The organism is Streptomyces sp. NPDC091416 (assembly GCF_044756845.1).
In the GTDB taxonomy this organism is placed as follows: Bacteria; Actinomycetota; Actinomycetes; order Streptomycetales; family Streptomycetaceae; genus Streptomyces.
The window spans coordinates 1,377,181-1,391,493 of the sequence record NZ_JBIVTU010000001.1; the positions used below are offsets into that span (position 1 = coordinate 1,377,181).

The 14,313-nt window shown below is 70.7% G+C and carries 14 protein-coding genes and 1 tRNA gene; 6 read left to right on the plus strand and 9 right to left on the minus strand.

Going from position 1 to position 14,313, the window contains the following annotated elements:
- Window positions 1-2: 2 nt before the first annotated feature.
- Entirely contained in the window at window positions 3-476 is a 474-nt protein-coding gene (locus ACIQMX_RS06195) for a GNAT family N-acetyltransferase (protein ID WP_363077055.1), read from the minus strand.
- A 38-nt stretch (window positions 477-514) separates the two neighbouring features.
- Window positions 515-1,426, minus strand: coding sequence for an aminoglycoside phosphotransferase family protein (locus tag ACIQMX_RS06200; RefSeq protein ID WP_402475335.1), 912 nt, complete (start codon window positions 1,424-1,426; stop codon window positions 515-517).
- A 33-nt stretch (window positions 1,427-1,459) separates the two neighbouring features.
- On the opposite strand from ACIQMX_RS06200, the gene ACIQMX_RS06205 reads away from it, so the two are divergent.
- Together ACIQMX_RS06205 and ACIQMX_RS06210 are read left to right on the plus strand one after the other, a co-directional pair.
- Window positions 1,460-2,134, plus strand: coding sequence for a rhomboid-like protein (locus ACIQMX_RS06205; RefSeq protein ID WP_402475618.1), 675 nt, complete (start codon window positions 1,460-1,462; stop codon window positions 2,132-2,134).
- 45 nt (window positions 2,135-2,179) lie between these two features.
- Window positions 2,180-3,580 (plus strand): FAD-dependent oxidoreductase, encoded by a 1,401-nt coding sequence (locus ACIQMX_RS06210; protein ID WP_363077059.1) that lies wholly within the window; start codon window positions 2,180-2,182, stop codon window positions 3,578-3,580.
- 25 nt (window positions 3,581-3,605) lie between these two features.
- On the opposite strand, the gene ACIQMX_RS06215 is transcribed toward ACIQMX_RS06210, so the two are convergent.
- The 3 genes from ACIQMX_RS06215 to ACIQMX_RS06225 form a co-directional block, all read right to left on the minus strand.
- Entirely contained in the window at window positions 3,606-4,397 is a 792-nt protein-coding gene (locus ACIQMX_RS06215; protein WP_402475337.1) for an ABC transporter permease, read from the minus strand.
- Window positions 4,394-5,395, minus strand: a complete 1,002-nt coding sequence (locus ACIQMX_RS06220; protein WP_402475340.1) for an ATP-binding cassette domain-containing protein — start codon at window positions 5,393-5,395, stop codon at window positions 4,394-4,396. The genes ACIQMX_RS06215 and ACIQMX_RS06220 overlap by 4 nt, the downstream gene beginning before the upstream one ends.
- A 128-nt stretch (window positions 5,396-5,523) precedes the next feature.
- Window positions 5,524-5,919: a VOC family protein gene (locus ACIQMX_RS06225; protein ID WP_363077065.1), complete on the minus strand. Its 396-nt coding sequence runs from the start codon at window positions 5,917-5,919 to the stop codon at window positions 5,524-5,526.
- Window positions 5,920-6,045: 126 nt separating this feature from the next.
- Here ACIQMX_RS06225 and ACIQMX_RS06230 point away from each other — a divergent pair, with 126 nt between their 5' ends.
- Window positions 6,046-6,939 (plus strand): LysR family transcriptional regulator, encoded by an 894-nt coding sequence (locus ACIQMX_RS06230; protein WP_402475343.1) that lies wholly within the window; start codon window positions 6,046-6,048, stop codon window positions 6,937-6,939.
- Between the two features lie 85 nt (window positions 6,940-7,024).
- Here ACIQMX_RS06230 and ACIQMX_RS06235 read toward each other — a convergent pair.
- Window positions 7,025-7,098, minus strand: a tRNA-Thr gene (locus ACIQMX_RS06235).
- A 277-nt stretch (window positions 7,099-7,375) separates the two neighbouring features.
- On the opposite strand from ACIQMX_RS06235, the gene ACIQMX_RS06240 reads away from it, so the two are divergent.
- From ACIQMX_RS06240 to ACIQMX_RS06250, 3 genes are all read left to right on the plus strand, one after another.
- Window positions 7,376-8,512 carry a sn-glycerol-3-phosphate ABC transporter ATP-binding protein UgpC gene (locus tag ACIQMX_RS06240; protein WP_328895442.1) on the plus strand — a complete coding sequence of 379 codons (1,137 nt, stop codon included), beginning with the start codon at window positions 7,376-7,378 and terminating at the stop codon, window positions 8,510-8,512.
- Window positions 8,513-8,718: 206 nt separating this feature from the next.
- Window positions 8,719-9,132: a hypothetical protein gene (locus ACIQMX_RS06245; RefSeq protein ID WP_363077069.1), complete on the plus strand. Its 414-nt coding sequence runs from the start codon at window positions 8,719-8,721 to the stop codon at window positions 9,130-9,132.
- 34 nt (window positions 9,133-9,166) lie between these two features.
- On the plus strand, window positions 9,167-9,877 hold the full coding sequence (locus tag ACIQMX_RS06250) for a nucleotidyltransferase family protein (protein ID WP_363077071.1): 711 nt from the start codon (window positions 9,167-9,169) through the stop codon (window positions 9,875-9,877).
- A 104-nt stretch (window positions 9,878-9,981) separates the two neighbouring features.
- Here ACIQMX_RS06250 and ACIQMX_RS06255 read toward each other — a convergent pair whose 3' ends face one another.
- From ACIQMX_RS06255 to cysS, 3 genes are all read right to left on the minus strand, one after another.
- Window positions 9,982-11,610 carry a DoxX family membrane protein gene (locus ACIQMX_RS06255; protein WP_402475347.1) on the minus strand — a complete coding sequence of 543 codons (1,629 nt, stop codon included), beginning with the start codon at window positions 11,608-11,610 and terminating at the stop codon, window positions 9,982-9,984.
- Window positions 11,611-11,808: 198 nt separating this feature from the next.
- Window positions 11,809-12,765, minus strand: a complete 957-nt coding sequence (gene rlmB, locus ACIQMX_RS06260) for a 23S rRNA (guanosine(2251)-2'-O)-methyltransferase RlmB (protein ID WP_363077075.1) — start codon at window positions 12,763-12,765, stop codon at window positions 11,809-11,811.
- Window positions 12,766-12,847: 82 nt separating this feature from the next.
- Window positions 12,848-14,251: a cysteine--tRNA ligase gene (gene cysS / locus ACIQMX_RS06265; RefSeq protein WP_363077077.1), complete on the minus strand. Its 1,404-nt coding sequence runs from the start codon at window positions 14,249-14,251 to the stop codon at window positions 12,848-12,850.
- Between the last annotated feature and the right edge of the window lie 62 nt (window positions 14,252-14,313).

The following is a 14,313-nucleotide window of genomic DNA, read 5'->3' on the forward strand; positions in this document are numbered from 1 at the left end:
CATCAGCCCCCGAGCTCCGCCAACGCCCCGTCCGTCAGCCGGTACACCGTCCACTCGTCCTGCGGCCGCGCACCCAACGACTCGTAGAAGGCGATGGACGGGGCGTTCCAGTTCAGCACCGACCACTCCAGCCGCTCGTAACCGCGCTCCACACAGATCCGAGCCAGCTCCGTCAGCAGCGCCTTCCCGTGCCCGCCGCCGCGCCGCTCGGGACGCACGTACAGGTCCTCCAGGTAGATGCCGTGCACCCCGCGCCACGTCGAGAAGTTCAGGAACCAGAGGGCGAAGCCGACGATCTCGCCGTCCTCGTCCGACTCGGCGATGTGCGCGTACGCGGCCGGACGCTCACCGAACAGCGCCTCACGCAGCTGCTCCTCGGTGGCCTTCGCCTCATGCAGCGCCTTCTCGTAATCGGCCAGCTCACGGACCATCGCGTGAATCGCGGGAACATCGGCAGCGGTAGCGGTACGAATCATGGGGGCAGCGTAAACAGCCCCGGCCCGGACACCGCCCCCTACCCCCGTCCCAGCAACCGCCGCGCCACCTCGGCATGCTCCGGCACCAGCCGGTGCCCGCCCTCCTCCGTCTCCCAGCACGCGTTCTGCAGCACTCTCCCCAGCGTCCACGCCCGCGCCCGCCCCCGGTCCAGCCCCAACGCCCCGGTCAGCAGATCGAACCGCCCCCTCACATCCGCCGCGTCGAACCGGTCCGCCAGCGCCGGAAACAGCTCGAACCCCGCATCACCCACCAACGGCTTCGGATCGATCGCCACCCACCGGTCACCGCCCTCACCCCGCCCCGCCAGCACGTTCCCGAAATGCAGATCCCAGTGCAGCAGCCGGTCCCCCGGCTCCCCCGCGACCTCCCGAACCGCCGCCGCACAGTCCGCCACCAGCCGCCGCTCCCCCGCATCCGCCAACCGCCCCGCCACCACCGGTGCCGCCTCCACCATCCGCACCGCCGCCTCCCCCAGCCCCCGCAGCCCCGCGCCCTCCGCGACCCGTACCGCCGTCAGCCCCGTCAGCAACCCCGCGACCACCCGCACCGCCTCCCGCGCGTCCGCCACTCCCGACAACGCACGCCGCCCGTCCAGCCGCTCCAGCAGCATCGCCCCCGACACCGCGTCGTGCTCCAGCAACTCCACCGCACCCGCCGACGCCTCACCCCACAACCGCAGCGCGACCGGCTCCCCCGCCGTCTCCTCGTCCACCGGCTGCAGCTTCAGCGCCGCCCGCCGCCCGTCCGCCACCCGCACCACCGGAAGAACGAGCGCGCACACCCCGTGCATGGCCTGACCATCCGGCCGCAGCCCCCACCGCTCCAGGAAATCCGCAGCCATCCCCGGCAGCGCGGCCACGAACGCCCGTCCCGCCTCACCGTTGTACGTGGACTGTGTGGCGATCAGCGCATCCGGAATGTCAATCACGCCGCCGATCCTAGGAGCGTGCGTCAATCGGCTATGACCCCGAGCCGCCCCGCCCCACCCACACGGCCCCGTCCCGCTCCCGCCACGTGGATCCGCAGCGCCGGCTCATGGGTCCGCAGCGCGCCCGGCACGTACATCTGGCTGACCGTCCTCTTCGTCACCACCGTCATCGTCCACCAGATGTCACCCGCCTTCGAGGAGGACTTCCTCCGCCAGCGGTCCACCAACATCCACGAGCTCTCCCGCAACCCCGTCCGCGTCCTCATCAGCAGCGCCTTCTGGATCGACAGCGGAACCTGGCTCCCGTACGCCGTCCTCTACACCGTCTTCCACGCCCCCGCCGAACGCCGCCTCGGCACCCTGCGCTGGCTCGCCGTCGCCGCCACCGCCCACGTCCTGGCCACCCTGGTCAGCGAAGGCGTCCTCGCCTGGGCCATCCAGCACGGCCATGCCCCCGCCACCGCCGTCAACACCCTCGACGTCGGCGTCAGTTACGCACTCGCCGGCATCGTCGCCGTCCTCACCTACTACGTGGCACGCCCCTGGCGGTACGTCTACCTCTTCGCCGTCCTCGTCATCTACGCCGTCCCCCTCGTCACCGGCGCCACCTTCACCGACGTCGGCCACTTCACCGCCGCCCTCATCGGCCTCGCCTGCTACCCGCTCACCCGCACCCACCCCGAGACGAAACCGGCCCCTGCGAAGTAGCGTCCCGCCAGGAGCACCTCACCCACACGGACAAGCAGGGGCAACATGAGCACCGTCAGCACCGTCAACGGCGGCATATCGTTCTGGTACGCGGACCGAGGCACCCCGACCCCCCGCGAACCCCTGCCCGGCGACAGCACCGCCGACGTCTGCATCGTCGGCGGCGGATACACCGGACTCTGGACGGCGTACTACCTCAAGAAGGCCGTCCCCTTCCTCAACATCACCGTCCTGGAAGCCAAGTTCTGCGGCTACGGCGCCTCCGGACGCAACGGCGGCTGGCTCTACAACGGCATCGCCGGCCGCGACCGCTACGCGAAGCTCCACGGCCACGACGCCGCCGTCCGCCTCCAGCAGGCGATGAACGACACCGTCGACGAGGTCATCCGCGTCGCGGCCGAGGAGAAGATCGACGCCGGCATCCACCGGGGCGGCGTCCTCGAAGTCGCGTACACACCCGCCCAACTCGCCCGCCTGAAGGACTTCCACAGCGTCGAGATCGCCTTCGGCGAGACCGACCGCACCCTGCACGGCGCCCGTGAGACCGCCGAGCGCATCCGCGTCCACGGCGCCGTCGGCTCCACCTGGACCCCGCACGGCGCCCGTCTGCATCCCGCCGGACTCGTCACCGGCCTCGCCGACACCGTGGAGGCCCTCGGCGTCACGATCCACGAGTCGACCCCCGTCACCGAGATCAGACCCAAACACGCCGTCACCCCCTACGGCACCGTCCGCGCCCCGTACGTCCTGCGCTGCACCGAAGGCTTCACCGCCGGCCTCAAGGGCCAGAAGCGCACCTGGCTCCCGATGAACTCCTCCATGATCGTCACCGAGCCCCTTCCCGCCTCCGTCTGGGACACCATCGGCTGGGAGGGCCGCGAAACCCTCGGCGACATGGCCCACGCCTACCTGTACGCCCAGCGCACCGCTGACGACCGCATCGCGCTGGGCGGCCGCGGCTACCCGTACCGCTACGGCTCCGCCACCGACAACGACGGCCGCACCCGGCCCGCCACCATCGAGGCCCTGCGCGAACTCCTGATCCGCCTCTTCCCGACCACCGCCGGCACGCCCATCGCCCACGCCTGGTCCGGCGTCCTCGGCGTCCCCCGCGACTGGTGCGCCACCGTCACCCTCGACCGCTCCACCGGCCTCGGCTGGGCGGGCGGCTACGTCGGCTCGGGCGTCGCCACCACGAACCTCGCCGCCCGCACCCTGGTGGACCTCATCCAGCAGGACTCCGGCCAGTCCGGCCCCACCGAGCTGACCACGCTCCCCTGGGTCAACCACCGCGTCCGCCGCTGGGAACCCGAACCCCTGCGCTGGCTCGGCGTCCACGGCATGTACGCCGCCTACCGCGCCGCCGACCGCCGCGAACTCACGTCCCCGCGCCCCGGCACGGACCGCATCGCGAAGATCGCGGACCGGCTGTCGGGGCGGGGCTGAACAGACCGCGCGGGTGCGACGGCGGCTACTTCGTACCGCCGTTGAACCTCGCTGTCGCCCAGAGGTAGCCCAGCACGGTCAGCCCGAGGCACCAGCCGGCTGCGAGCCAGCCGCTGTTGCCGATACCGGTACCGAGCAGGAGCCCGCGCAGGGTCTCGATGGCGGGGGTGAACGGCTGGTACTCGGCGACCGGCCGGAACCAGCCGGGCATCGAGTCCAGCGGAGTGAACGCGCTGGAGAGGAGCGGCAGAAGGATCAACGGCATCGCGCTGTTCCCGGCCGCCTCGGCGTTCGGGCTGACCAGACCCATCCCGACCGCGATCCAGGTGAGGGCGAGGGAGAACAGCACCAGCAGCCCGAACGCCGCCAGCCACTCCACAGCGGTCGCGTCCACCGACCGGAAACCGATGGCGACACCGACAGCACCCACGAGGACCACACTGGCGACCGCCTGGAGCACGCTGCCGATCACATGCCCGACGAGCACCGAACCGCGGTGAATGGCCATGGTGCGGAAGCGGGCGATGATGCCCTCCGTCATGTCGGTGGAGACGGAAACCGCGGTACCGACCACCGTGCTGCCGATCGTCATCATGAGGATGCCGGGCACGATGTAGGCGATGTACGCGGCACGGCCGCCGCCCCCGTCACCGATACCCGCGCTCATCGTGTCGCCGAAGATGTAGACGAAGAGCAGGAGCAGCATCACCGGGGTGAGCAGCAGGTTCAGCGTGAGGGAGGGATAGCGCCGGGCGTGCAGGAGGTTGCGGCGCAGCATGGTGCCCGAATCGCGTACCGCCAGGGAGAGGGAACTCATCGGACAGCCTCCTTCGGCTGGACGGGGACGCGGGCCGGGCCGGTCAGGGCGAAGAACACGTCGTCGAGGTCGGGGGTGTGCACCGTCAGCTCGTCGGCCTCCACACCGGCCGCGTCGAGACGGTCGAGGACGCCGCGCAGGTCACGCTGACTGCCGTCGCTCGGGATCTGCAGCGCCAGCGCCTCGTCGTCCGCGGCGGCCCCCGCCAGGGCCAGCGCGGCGGAGCGGTAGGCGGCCGGGTCGGTGAAGCGGAGCCGGACGTGCCCGCCGGGGACGAGGCGCTTCAGCTCGTCGGCGGTGCCTTCGGCGGCGATCTTCCCGTTGTTCAGTACGGCGATGCGGTCGGCGAGTTCGTCGGCCTCCTCCAGGTACTGGGTGGTGAGGAAGACGGTGACGCCGTCGGTGACCAGTGCGCGGATGATGCCCCACATGGTGTGGCGGGAGCGGGGGTCGAGGCCGGTGGTCGGTTCGTCGAGGAAGATGATCCGCGGGCTGCCGACGAGGGTCATGGCGATGTCGAGGCGTCGTTTCATGCCGCCGGAGTAGGTGGAGGCGGGCTTCGACGCGGCGTCGGTGAGGTCGAAGCGTTCCAGGAGTTCGGCGGCCACCCGGCGGCCCTCCTGCCTGGACAGGTGGTGCAGGTCGGCCATGAGGAGCATGTTCTCCTCGCCGGTGATCAGGCCGTCGACGGCGGAGAACTGTCCGGTCACGCCGATCGCGGCCCGTACCGCCTGCGGTGACGTGGCGAGGTCGTGGCCCGCGACCTGGGCCTGCCCGCCGTCGGCGGTGACGAGCGTGGAGAGGATCTGCACGGTGGTGGTCTTGCCGGCGCCGTTCGGGCCGAGCAGCGCGAACACGGTGCCGGTGGGGATGCGCAGGTCGATGCCGTCCAGGACGGTCTTGTCCCCGTAGGACTTGCGCAGCCCGACGGCGGAGACGGCGGCGGCCGGAGGCCGGCCAACCCGTGTTTTGGACGTGGGCATGACAGAAATGGCCATGGGTTCCTCCCGTGTGAAGGGTCGAGCGCGCAGCGCGCAAGGAGATCGGACAGGACGAGACGGAGCGGTCGGCGCGTGAGACCCGTCCGCCGCGAACGGACCTCACGGCGAACGGAGTCCCCAGAGGTTCACAGACCCCCGGCACCGGCCGGCGGCATCCACTCCACAAGCTGGATCACCACGCCGTTGGGGTCGGTGAGCTGCAGCAGCCACTCGCCCCACGGCTCCTGCCGCAGCGGCATCGTGATCCGCGCGCCTTCCCGCCGCAGCCGCTCGTGTTCGGCGGCAAGACCGGTGACCGCGAAGGACACCGCGACATCGGCCCGAGCGGACGCCCGCAGCTCCTCGGGCAGGCCGGGCCGGGACCTGAGGACGACGAGATCGGCAGCCGCGTCGTCGCGCGACAGATGCACGGCTCCCTCAGCAACCAGCACCTCCCGGAACCCCAGATGACCGGTGAAGAACCGGCTCGACGCCGCCGGATCACCGACGGTCAGCAACACCGCCGACGCGATGACGTTCATGCCCTGAGCTCCTTCCACGCGGCCGACTGCCGTCACCACCCAGCTTCGGCACTACGGAAGGACGGATCAACGACGTATCTTGCACATGCGGTTAACCCAGGGATTACCGATTCGGGGGCGCGAGGCGTGGAACTGCGCGAGATAGAGATCTTCCTGACCTTGGCGGAGGAGCTGCACTTCGGCCGCACCGCAGACCGGCTCCATGTCACCCGGGCCCGCGTCAGCCAGGCGATCAAGAAGCAGGAACGCGCCATCGGCGCCGAACTGTTCAAGCGCACCAGCCGCACTGTGCAGCTGACCCCCATCGGCACACAGCTGAGAGACGGACTCAGCATCGGCTACCAGCAGATCCAGGACGCCCTGACCGCCGCGACGGCGGCCGGCCGCGGCATCACCGGCGAACTCGGCATCAGCTACTCGGCAGCCTGGTGCGGCAACCTCGTCCTGACGGCCGCCGACACCTTCCGCGCCCGTCATCCCCAGTGCGTGCTCACCATCCAGGACTCCCAGCTGGGCGATGTCCTGGAACCGCTGCGCCAGGGCAGATGCGACCTCGCGCTGATCGAGCTGCCGATCGAGGAGCCCGACATCGCCCACGGCCCGGTGCTCTTCTCCGAACCCCGCGCACTCGTCGTCCCCGCCGGCCACCCGTTCGCCCGGCGGGACACGGTCTCCATGGAGGACCTCGCGCAGGCCCCGCTCATCACCATCACCGGCCAGCCGGCGTACTTCCTCGACCACCACTACCCCCGGCACACGCCGAGCGGCGCCCCCGTCCCGCGCGGCCCTTCGACGTCCGCCTGGCAGGAGGTGCTCGCCCTGGTCGGCGCGGGCAAGGGCGTCTCCCCCACGTGCGCCCGCGCGGCGCGCTACTACTCCCGCCCGGACATCGCCTTCGTCCCTTTCAGCGACGCGCCGCTGGTGGACTACGGCCTCGTGTGGTCGGCCACCGGGAACACCCCGAGCGTGCGCGCGTTCGTCGACACCATCCTGGAGACCGCCGCCCTGGAACGGCCGTGACCCAGGAGCGCCGCAGCCGCTCCTGGGCGGGCTGGGGCCATGACGAAAAAAATCCCAGGTCAGCGAGGTGCTGACCTGGGTTCTGAGCCGCCTGTCGGATTCGAACCGACGACCTATTGATTACAAATCAATTGCTCTAGCCAACTGAGCTAAGGCGGCAACGCGCACACCGGAGAACAACCGCGCGCGCGAGCCCTCACTCTACACAGCGCCCAGCCACCGATCCACGAAGTTCCACCGCCCGGCAGCCGGGGGGGGCGGCGCGGCATGACGGATACGACGGACGGCACGGGCGAGAGATATTCCTCCCCAGAGAACTACTGACAGATCCCAAACCGCCAGGTAGCGTCGCTGATGGTTCACCCAGGTGGACCAGACCACTCCCTTTACAACGGATCGTCCGGCACGTTCCTGCCGGTTGAGGAGAAGATTCAGCATGGCCAGTGTCACGTTCGACAAGGCATCCCGCGTCTACCCCGGCTCCACGAAGCCGGCCGTCGACCAGCTCGAGATCGACATCGCGGACGGTGAGTTCCTCGTCCTCGTCGGTCCCTCCGGTTGTGGCAAGTCGACCTCCCTGCGCATGCTCGCGGGTCTCGAGGACGTCAACGGTGGCGCCATCCGCATCGGTGACCGCGACGTCACGCACCTGCCGCCCAAGGACCGGGACATCGCCATGGTGTTCCAGAACTACGCGCTGTACCCGCACATGTCCGTCGCGGACAACATGGGCTTCGCGCTGAAGATCGCCGGTATCAACAAGACCGAGATCCGCGCGAAGGTCGAAGAGGCCGCCAAGATGCTGGACCTCACCGACTACCTGGACCGGAAGCCGAAGGCGCTCTCCGGTGGTCAGCGTCAGCGTGTGGCGATGGGCCGCGCCATCGTGCGTGAGCCGCAGGTCTTCCTCATGGACGAGCCGCTGTCGAACCTCGACGCCAAGCTCCGCGTCTCCACCCGTACGCAGATCGCCTCGCTCCAGCGCCGTCTGGGCATCACGACCGTGTACGTCACGCACGACCAGGTCGAGGCCCTCACCATGGGTGACCGCGTCGCGGTCCTCAAGGACGGTCTGCTCCAGCAGGTCGACTCGCCGCGCAACATGTACGACAAGCCGGCGAACCTCTTCGTGGCCGGCTTCATCGGCTCCCCGGCCATGAACCTGGTCGAGGTCCCGATCACCGACGGTGGCGTGAAGTTCGGCAACAGCGTCGTCCCGGTCTCCCGCGAGGCGCTCACCGCCGCCGCGGACCGCGGTGACCGCACGGTCACGGTCGGCATCCGTCCCGAGCACTTCGACATCGTCGAGCACGGCGGCGCTGCGGCGACCGGCCTGACCAAGGCGTCCTCCGACGCCCCGGCCGGCCTGGCCGTCTCGGTCAACGTCGTCGAGGAGCTCGGCGCCGACGGCTTCGTCTACGGCGCCGCCGAGGTCGGTGGCGAGCACAAGGACCTGGTCGTCCGCGTCGGCGGCCGTGCCGTCCCGGAGAAGGGCACCAAGCTCCACGTCGTGCCGCGCCCGGACGAGCTGCACGTCTTCGCGACGTCGACGGGTGAGCGTCTCACCGCCTGATCCGCACACGCTCCACGACGGCCCCGCACGTTCTCCGTGCGGGGCCGTCGCGCGTTCGGGGGTTTGGGGCGGCCGGGTCAAATTCCCCGGCACAACGGTCATTTCGCTCCGGGGCGTCAACACGGGATTCGAAAAGCACACTCGAACCATCCCTCGCACGAGTGACGTAATGTCGCCGATTCATCACTGCCCGCTACGCTCGCTGCGTGACCCACACCGCGCGCCGTATCGGCCGAACTCTCGCTTTCGTCCTGCCTGTCGTCATGGTCCTGTCCGGGACCCTCGCGGTCACCGCCGTGCCGTGGGCAGCTCACGACTCCGAGTCGACGTTGCTCACCGCGTCGGCCCAGACCGTCTCCAAGCGCGCCAAGGCGCGTACACCGCAGGACATTCTGCGCGACAAGCTTCTCCTGGAGCTCCAGGAGAAGGACCCGGGTGCCGCGCTGACGGATCTCCAGCGGGCCGTGGAGGGGCGCCCGTCGCTCGCGCGGCACTGCATGTCGATCGCGAAGGCGCTGGGCAAGGCCGCGGTCGAGCAGTACGGTCCGACCCGCGCGCACCGCTTCTCCCGTCCGGTCTGTGACACGTCGTTCGCCTCAGGTGTCGCGCAGTTCAGCTGACCGTCCGGGCCGGGCACGGCATATCGTGCCTGGCATGGATACGTTTCCGACGCAGGCCGTGATCCTGGCGGGTGGCCAGGGGTCACGGCTGCGCCCGTACACCGATGACCGCCCCAAGCCGATGGTCGAGATCCCGGGCACCGGGACGCCGATCATCGGCCATCAGCTTTCGTGGCTGGCCGCCGAGGGCGTGACCGACGCGGTGGTGTCGTGCGGGCACCTCGCCGAGGTGCTGCAGGAGTGGCTCGACGCGGCGGTGCTGCCGTTGCGGGTGACGACGGTCGTGGAGTCCGAGCCGCTGGGCCGCGGTGGCGGGCTCAAGTACGCGGCGGCCCGGCTGCCCGAACCGGAGCAGCCCTGGTACGCGACCAACGGTGATATCTGGACCCGTTTCTCGTTGCGTGAGATGGCCGCGTTCCATGCGGAGCGTGATGCGACCGCGACGCTGGCGCTGGCCCGTCCGCGCATTCCGTGGGGTGCGGTGGAGACGGACGCGTTCGGGCACATCACGGACTTCATCGAGTCCCCGCCGTCGCCGTATCTGATCAATGCGGGTGTGTACGTGTTCTCTCCCGCGTTCACGGGGATGCTGCCGGACCGGGGCGACCACGAGCGGACGACGTTCCCGAGGCTGGCGCGGGAGCGCCGGCTGGCGGGGTATCCGTTGCCGCACGGGGCGTACTGGCGGGCCATCGACACGGCGAAGGATCTCACGGAGGCGGCGAAGGAGCTGGACGGGCAGTAGGTCCTTGTCCGGGGCGCATCGAAGCGGAACCGGGTCGTATCGAAGCGGAAGGGGCGGGCACCGGAAGTGATTCCGGTGCCCGCCCCTTCCGCTTGTGGTGGGTGTCAGCCGAGGAGGCCGCCGATGGGGTTGCGTCCGCCGCCGTCACCGCTGGTGCCGCCCGTGGAGCCGGTGCCGGGGTCCGTGCCGCCGGTGGTGGAGCCGCCGGTGGGGCCGCCGGAGGAGCTGGGGCCGGAGCTGCTGGAGGAGGGCGGCTGCTGGGGGGTGGTCTGCTGCGGGGTGGTCTGTCCGGTGCCCTGGGTCTGGCTGGGCTGGCCGGCGCCGGTGCCCGCGGCCTGGCCGGACTCGCGGACGCTGTCCGTGGCGGGCGTGGAGGCCTTGGCGGACGGGGTACGGGGTGCGGTGGTGCGGGAGGGGGTGGGGCGCTGTCCGCTCGGGGTGTGGGAGGCCTTGCCGTGGCGGGACTTCTCGGGGAGCGGGGTGCCGGGGAGCTGGTTGGTGGGGACGCCGTTCGGGCCGGGGACGGTGACGACCTCGGTGGAGCGGACGGCGCCGCCGAGCATGGAGCCGATGAGGAGGGTGAGGCCGACGACCACGGTGGCGACGACGGCGCCGCGGCGCAGGACGCGGCGGCGGAGGTCCCAGATCTCGGAGCGCGGGCCGAGCTTGCGCCAGGCTTCTCCGGCGAGGCGTCCGTCGACGGAGTAGACGGGGGCGCCCGCGATGACCAGGGGGCTCCAGGCGGCGAGGTAGATGATGTCGGGCGCGTCGTAGACGGCGACGGTGCGCCAGCTGACGGTGACCAGGAGGGCGGCGGACAGGAGGGCGCCGATGGAGGCGGCGACACGCTGCCAGAGGCCGAGGACGGTGAGGACGCCTACGACGACCTGGAGGAAGGCGATGGTGAGGCCGGCGCCGACGGGGTGGGAGAGGGCGAAGTCGCGCAGGGGTTCGGCGAGGGCCCAGGGGTGGAGCGAGGTCAGCCACTTGACCATGGAGCCGCGGTCGCCGCCGTCGAAGTAGACGGGGTCGCAGAGCTTGCCCATGCCGGCGTAGATGGAGATGAAGCCGAGGAAGACGCGCATCGGCAGGAGGACGACGCCGAGGTTCATGCGGCGGCCGGGGTAGTACGCGTGCCGGACGGTGTCGCTGCCGGTGCGGCGCTCGCGGGTGTCGGTGATGTCGTAGGCGTCGCGGTCGTGTCCGTCGGTGTCGTACGGGCCGGGTTCGACGGAGTCGTAGGCGCCGACGGCCTGGCGCATGGGAGGCAGCAGCGGGCCGTCGGGGCGGCGGGGCTGGTGCGGTGCGGTGATGACGGGGTTGGGCTGGGTCTCTTCGAGGCGGTCGATGACCTGGGTGCCGGGGCCGCCGTGTCCGCTGTCGAACTCGTAGGAGGCGTACGGCTCGTAGGGGTCGTAGGCGGTGTCGGGCCGGCCCGCGGTGGAGTTCCGTACGGCCTGGAGGAGTCCGCCGGCGCCGGGGTCTCCGGGGGCGGACCTGCCGCTCCATACGACGGGGGCGCGTCGGCCGCGCCCGGCTCCGGCGCCGCTCATGGCGGGGATCCTGGGTGCTCCGGCGGGTGCCACGCCGCGCAGCCGTGCGCGCTGGCCCGGGGCGAGCTGCACCCGGAAGCTGGCGTGGTTGACGATGACCTGCGCGGGGTCGCAGTCCACCTTGGCCATGCTCAGGGCGGGTTGTTCGTCGAACCGAGGCGTTCTGGTGTCCACACTCATCTAACCGAGTGATGTGTGTTTAGGACACTGCCTTGACGGTGTCGAAGTGTCCGAGACCCGTCAACAGGGGGTGGTGGGGTGCGCCGGGGCGTGAGGGTGCCCGGATGCGCCCCCTGCGCGGGCATCGCGGACCCGGTCGGCCGCCGCCTGTGCGGGTGGTCCCGCGGGACGGGCCGTGCGGCCCGTCCCGGCGGCGGATCAGGCGCGGCGGCGCGCGACCTCGTACATCACGATGCCGGCGGCGACGCCGGCGTTGAGGGATTCGGCGCCGCCCGGCATGGAGATGCGGACGCGGTAGTCGCAGGTCTCGCCCACGAGGCGGCCGAGGCCCTTGCCCTCGCTGCCGATGACGATGACGACGGGGCCGCCGAGTGCTTCGAGGTCCTCGACGGTGTGCTCGCCGTCGGCGGCGAGGCCGACGACCGCGATGCCTTCCTTCTTGTACGCCTCGAGCGCCCGGGTCAGGTTGGTGACGCGGGAGACGGGCGTGCGGGCGGCGGTGCCGGCGGAGGACTTCCAGGCTCCGGCGGTCATGCCGGCGGCGCGGCGTTCGGGCACGACGACGCCGTGGCCGCCGAAGGCGGAGACGGAGCGGACGATGGCGCCGAGGTTGCGCGGGTCGGTGACGCCGTCGAGGGCGACGATCAGCGGGTCCTCGCCGTTGTCGTAGGCGGCGGCGGTGAGGTCCTGCGGGTCCGCGTACTCGTAGGGCGGGACCTGGAGGACGAGGCCCTGGTGGTTGAGGCCGTTCGTCATCCGGTCGAGCTCGGGGCGCGGGGCTTCCATCAGGTTGATGTTGCCGCGTGCGCCGGCGAGCTGGAGGGCCTCGCGGACGCGCTCGTCGTTGTCGATGTACTGCTGGACGTACAGCGTGGTGGCGGGCACGCCGTCGCGCAGGGCCTCGAAGACGGGGTTGCGGCCGACGACCATCTCGGAGGTGCCCTTGACGCCGCCGCGCCGGGGGGCGGGGCGGCGGTTGGCGGCCTGCTTGGCCCTGGCGGTGGCGATGCGGTTCTTCTTGTGCTTCTTGCGGTCCTCGGCGGCCGGCGTCGGACCCTTGCCTTCGAGGCCACGGCGTCGCTGGCCACCGCTGCCGACCGTGGCGCCCTTCTTGTTGGACGTGCGGCGGTTCCTGCGCTGGCTGTTCCCGGCCATGACCTACCTGTTTCGTTGCTTCAGACGTGCGTGCGTATAAGTGAAAGTGTGCCGCCCGGCGGGCCGGGCGGCACATGGAGGACTACGGGCGCGGGCCGAGTGTCCACCGCGGCCCGGTGGGGCTGTCCTCGATGACGAGGCCGGACTGGTTGAGCTGGTCGCGGATGGCGTCGGCGGAGGCCCAGTCCTTGCGGGCCCGTGCGGACTGGCGCTGGTCGAGGACGAGGCGTACGAGAGTGTCGACGACGCCGTGCAGGTCGTCGCCGCGGTCGCTCTCGCCGGCCCAGTGCTCGTCGAGCGGGTCGAGGCCGAGGACGCCGAGCATCGCGCGGACCTCGGCGAGGCGTGCGACGGCGGCTTCCTTGTCGTCGGCTGCGAGGGCGGAGTTTCCCTGGCGGACGGTGGTGTGGATGATCGCGAGGGCCTGCGGGACGCCCAGGTCGTCGTCCATGGCCTCGGCGAAGGCCGGCGGCACCTCGGTGGCGGCGGCGACGGTCTCGCCGGCCTTCTCGGTGACGCGCTGGACGAAGCCCTCGATGCGGGCGAACGCGGACTCGGCCTCGCGCAGGGCCTCCTCGCTGTACTCGATCATCGACCGGTAGTGCGGGGTGCCGAGGTAGTAGCGCAGCACGATGGGGCGCCAGGCCTTGACCATCTCGCTGACGAGGACGGAGTTGCCGAGCGACTTGGACATCTTCTCGCCGGACATGGTGACCCAGGCGTTGTGCACCCAGTACTTCGCGAAGTCGTCGCCGTAGGCCTTGGCCTGGGCGATCTCGTTCTCGTGGTGCGGGAAGATCAGGTCGATGCCGCCGCCGTGGATGTCGAAGGCGGTACCGAGGTACTTGTGCGCCATGGCGGAGCATTCGAGGTGCCAGCCGGGGCGGCCGCGGCCCCAGGGGGTCTCCCAGCTCGGCTCGCCGGGCTTGGACGCCTTCCACATGGCGAAGTCGCGCTTGTCCCGCTTGCCGGTCTCGTTGTCGCCGGAGGGCTGGCGCAGATCGTCGAGCTCCTGGTTGGAGAGCTCCAGGTAGCCGGGGAACGAGCGGACGTCGAAGTAGACGTTGCCGTCGGCCGCGTAGGCGTGCCCGCGCTCGATGAGGCCGCGCATCATCTCGATCATCTCGGGGATGTGGCCGGTGGCGCGGGGCTCGTAGGTGGGCGGCAGGCAGCCGAGCGCGGCGTAGCCGTCGTTGAAGGCGCGCTCGTTCTCGTAGCCGATGGACCACCAGGGGCGGCCCTGTTCGGCCGACTTCTTGATGATCTTGTCGTCGATGTCGGTGACGTTCCGGACGAACGTCACGTCGTAGCCGCGGTAGTCGAACCAGCGGCGCATGATGTCGAAGTTCAGTCCGGACCTGATGTGCCCGATGTGCGGGGCGGCCTGGACGGTCGCGCCACAGAGGTAGATCGAGACGCAGCCCGCTGTGAGCGGGACGAAGTCACGGATCTGCCGGGCGCTGGTGTCGTACAGGCGAATAGTCACGCCTCAAGGGTAGTGGGCGCGCACCAGTGCCCCGCGACCCCTTGGGGTATTGCGTGGACAGT